The sequence below is a fragment of the Paenibacillus planticolens genome (assembly GCF_013141725.1).
Lineage (GTDB): Bacteria > Bacillota > Bacilli > Paenibacillales > NBRC-103111 > Paenibacillus_E > Paenibacillus_E planticolens.
Genome location: NZ_WHNZ01000082.1, coordinates 1 through 3,626, shown reverse-complemented (window position 1 = coordinate 3,626; position 3,626 = coordinate 1). Strand labels below are relative to the sequence as shown.

Annotated in this window: 3 protein-coding genes and 1 pseudogene; all 4 read left to right on the top strand. The window is 42.5% G+C overall.

The annotated features are described in order from the left end of the window. Positions 1–287: 287 nt before the first annotated feature. Positions 288–569 (top strand): hypothetical protein, encoded by a 282-nt coding sequence (locus GC097_RS31370; RefSeq protein WP_171687199.1) that lies wholly within the window; start codon positions 288–290, stop codon positions 567–569. A gap of 252 nt (positions 570–821) precedes the next feature. Then, a pseudogene (locus GC097_RS31365) lies at positions 822–1,040 on the top strand (LysR substrate-binding domain-containing protein); the annotation flags it as partial. A 738-nt stretch (positions 1,041–1,778) separates the two neighbouring features. Then, positions 1,779–2,111: a hypothetical protein gene (locus GC097_RS31360; protein ID WP_216625959.1), complete on the top strand. Its 333-nt coding sequence runs from the start codon at positions 1,779–1,781 to the stop codon at positions 2,109–2,111. 102 nt (positions 2,112–2,213) lie between these two features. Further along, positions 2,214–3,626 (top strand): glycoside hydrolase family 20 zincin-like fold domain-containing protein (locus tag GC097_RS31355; RefSeq protein WP_171687198.1); only part of this gene is annotated, 1,413 nt, incomplete at its 3' end.

Below are 3,626 nucleotides of genomic sequence, written 5' to 3'. Positions count from 1 at the left end.
AGTGCCAGAGGCGCATTTCAAATGAGCATTAATGGATCAATCCAGAGCAAGGGGTGGATGGGGGAAGTAGTCTCATTCATAACGAACTAGGAAGATAATAAATAAACTTGTAAGGGATGATAAATTTAAATTTAATGAATCTGAATCCCCTGTTGAAGTACTTGAAAGATATTGGGAAGAGAAATCAACTCATGATAAAACGGCGAGGAACAATTTGGCAGCGTTACAAAGATATAACCAAATAAACACTCAGAATGATGGGTTAGTGCTCCTCGAGGAGAGTGAGTTTGAATTTGAGACAGAGAATTCTCAAAGTATTGAAGTACCATTTAACAATGATGATGCCGCATTTATGTAAGGAAATTTATGTCATTATTAGACAAAACTCAGATATTGTAAGAGGACAAAAACATATATGGATAAGAAGCCGCGTTTTAAGCGGTCTTTTATTTTTATGGATACAACTTCTTGTCCTTTTCAAAAGACAAGAAGCTGCACTGTTTTCCAAAGTAGGACATAAAAATGATATGTTTGCCACAGAAACCGAACAGTACATAGCCCATTGCTAATGCAATGAAGGGTGATGTCGTTTTTAACTCATGTCGTACGAAGGCACCAAGTAGAATAAGGCCAATCAGCCCGATAATGACATTTAGTAATGAGAATGCCCGGATGACTTTACCGACAGCAATCCAACTAGCAGTGGAACCAGCCCCGCTGTGAAGAGCAGAATCCCTGAAGCATCAATCAAATTGAGCCATTTACGAAAGGACATGCTGCGTATGGCGGATTATGGCGTTTCTTCCTTAGGAATCGTCCTCCAACTTAAGGATGAGTGGTTTGTCGGTGTAAAGAAAGGCTACCGTACTCGCGATTTAGTAGACTCCGTTTGCCAATCGGCTGGGTTTGAACAGAAATATGTGTATGAGGGAAATGAGCCTGCCAGGCTAACCACTCTTGTGGAAGCCGGAATTGGTATTGGCTTTATACCATGCACTGGAATGAATCCGCGAGAATATATCCATTATCTCCAGGCAGAATTGTGTCTTTAGTTCAGCATACAACTTATCATAAGCTCGTTTATAAGCAGGCAATCATTACGATCGATCAATTTCTTAGAACGTACAACAACGATCGATCAATTGTCGAGTGTCAAGAATATAGACTTTTAACATCTGCAGAAACTGCGGCTTTTTTATTTTATCGGAACGAATACTTATCATCGATGAAAGACAAGAACTTGTTTCCATTGCCGAAAGAGGGACTTTGATTTTGAGCTAGGTGTAATACTGATTATGTGTCTGATGATGGGAAATGAGAATTATCAGCGTAATTGCCTACCAAGAAAAAGTTAAAGAGTTCTACGAGAAATATCTATCCAATGGATGAACTTTTTGAATTACGGATTAAGAGGAACGATAGTTCAATCACGAAATGAAGGCAGCCGGCACACGACGGCTGCCTTTTGAAGTAGTTGTAGTCCTGTGACACAAGACTGACTACATTATAGGTTTCTGAATCTTGGCAAGATCCACGTACAGGTTTTGATACTCGATAAGACGAAGCTGGAAATGGATAAGGAAGCGGAAAATCGTAAAGGAACGTTTTCAAGAGCAACTGATCAACGGCACCTTACGAGAATCCGAATTTTTGGAAAAATTACAATGAGGGAAGCAAGGTCAGGTATTTAGCCCTGACCTTATTTTTTTTGGCAAAGACAGTACTTTATTAACTATTTAAAGCACGAAATTCAATGGTGGTATGGGACGTGAATTTATATGATGAATGTGTATGGATCAACAGATCGAAGTCAAAAAGAGGAAACCTGCAAGGCTAGTCGCAGCTGGAAAGACACCGAAGAGATGAGCAACTATGACACATCTATCGTGAAGATAATCAACGCGCTCGAAAAAGGCGTTTGGAAGAGCGAGCCTGCGATGAAAGCGCTCAACAAAATTGTTCAAATGAGAGACAAGGGGTTTATCGATAAAGGGACTCCAGCGCTCAACCATACGGATTCCCAGTCGCAATGGTTGCACACAAAGTGGCATTCATTCCGACGGGAGTCTGGGTCGAAAGCGAAATGGAGTCGGATTGGAGGTAAGGCATAAAAGGATAATGTGAAGGGAGAACTTCTCAAGGGATCGGACCCAAAAATGACCAAGGAAGTGAGAGTGCCTTTCCACAAATCTAAATAAATTAGGAGAGTTGATATGAAATTCAAAACAAAAGGAACAATTAAATTAGCTTTGCTTTTCATTTTCGCATTCGTCGTTTATATGCTTCCGGGCATAGTAGCATCAGCTGCGGGAAGCCAGTCCAGCAATCCTAATTTAGCGCTAGGTAAGTCTGTTACCTACTCCGGCGTGGAAGGAGGAATGTCCGGCGGCAATTGGAAATATCCGCAATTTGTTGGGGGAAAAGCCGTCGATGGCGATCCTTCCACGCGCTGGTCTGCGGATAAGGTCGATTATCAATGGCTTATCGTCGACCTGGGAGAAGGAAAGGAAGTCAGTAAAATTGTCATTAACTTTCATGTCACCTCACCTGATTACGCAGTCTTTGTATCAAAGGACGGTAAAACTTATGAAAGTGTGTATCAGGTAACGAATGGCCCGTCAGGCGTGAGCGTAAGTAAGGAAATCGAATTCAGCCGCCAACCGGTCAGATATATCAAATACGAACAATATAAACAATGGAAGCATACGAATAACCAATATTACGGTTCCAGTATTTATGAATTAGAAGCGTATGAGCATGCGAACGATACAGCGGCTAAGGTTTTGAAAGAAGCCGAAAGTGGGCCGCTCAAGCTGTCGGAAGATGGCCGCCGTCTGCTGCTGCCGCAAGTTAGCGAGGATTATATAATCCGTTTGTACGGCTCGGATACCAAAGAAGTGATTGCGCTCGATGGCACAGTAACGAAACCGTTAGTTGATATGGGTGTCAATTTGCTATACAAGGTTGAAAATAAACATGATCCGAGCGATGTCGCCACTTCTCAGCAAGATATCCGCTTCGTGGTTCCCGGGCAATATACGCGGGAAGCGGGCGACAATTCCGTTCCCGACGTGCTGCCGGGCTTGCGTGAATGGAAGGGGCATACCGGAAACTTTGTATTGACGGAAAGCTCCAGAATTGTGACGCTGGATGATTCCTTAAACGAAATGGCCCGAACGATTCAATTTTATTTTAAAAATATGCTGCACAGAGATATTCCGATCGGTTCCGGCGAAGCTCAGCCCGGGGATATTGTTCTTAAGCTTGCTGCGGGGCAATCCATTCTTGGCGAAGAAGGATACACCCTCGACATCCGTGATATGATTGTGATTTCGGCTTCAAAGGCTAAGGGTATATTATACGGTGGAATTTCAATTACGCAGATGCTTTATCAGGATAAAAACCATGTTCATGTTCCTAAAGGGCTGGCTCGCGATTATCCCAAATACGGGGTAAGATCAGGAATGATCGATGTGGGAAGAATGTATATCCCACTTGAATATCTTCAGGAAATGACGATGTATATGGCTTGGTTTAAATTGAACGAAGTACAGGTCCATGTAAACGATTATTGGGGGAACTCCGGATATTCCGCATTCCGTCTAGAAAGCACTAAATATCCGCAA